1 pseudogene is annotated in these 426 nt (G+C 71.4%); it reads left to right on the forward strand.

The window, feature by feature from the left end:
- Positions 1 to 426: pseudogene (locus tag GTP58_RS31995) on the forward strand (hypothetical protein); the annotation flags it as partial.

The raw sequence follows: 426 nt of genomic DNA on the forward strand, positions 1-426 counted from the left end.
GCGGCGAAGCCAGCACCACCACCGCGCTCAAGGCCCTCATCAACACGGCCCAGGTCAGCATCACCCAGCGTGGCGGCAACGGCGGCGCCGGCCAGCAAGGCGCGCGCGGCGGCAACGGCGCACAGTCCGTGCTGAACAACCGCTTCAACAATCTCAACTTCCGCTACGGCACCGTGTCCCAGGCCGCTTACGGCGGCAACGGCGGCGCCAGCGACAGCGCCCAGGCCGGCCATGGCGCGGCCGCCGCCTCCACGCTGACGCTGGCGACCGATGCCACCCAGCTGGGCATCTACAACCGTGGCCAGCCCAATGTGCAAGTGAGCGCCGCCGGCGGCAATGGCGGCAATACCGCCACCGGCGTGGCAGGCAACGGCGCTGACGCCAGCGGCACGCTGACGCTGAGCGGCAATTCCGGCGCCCTGGTGT

The sequence above is a fragment of the Duganella sp. CY15W genome (genome assembly GCF_009857555.1).
Classification (GTDB): domain Bacteria; phylum Pseudomonadota; class Gammaproteobacteria; order Burkholderiales; family Burkholderiaceae_D; genus Rugamonas; species Rugamonas sacchari.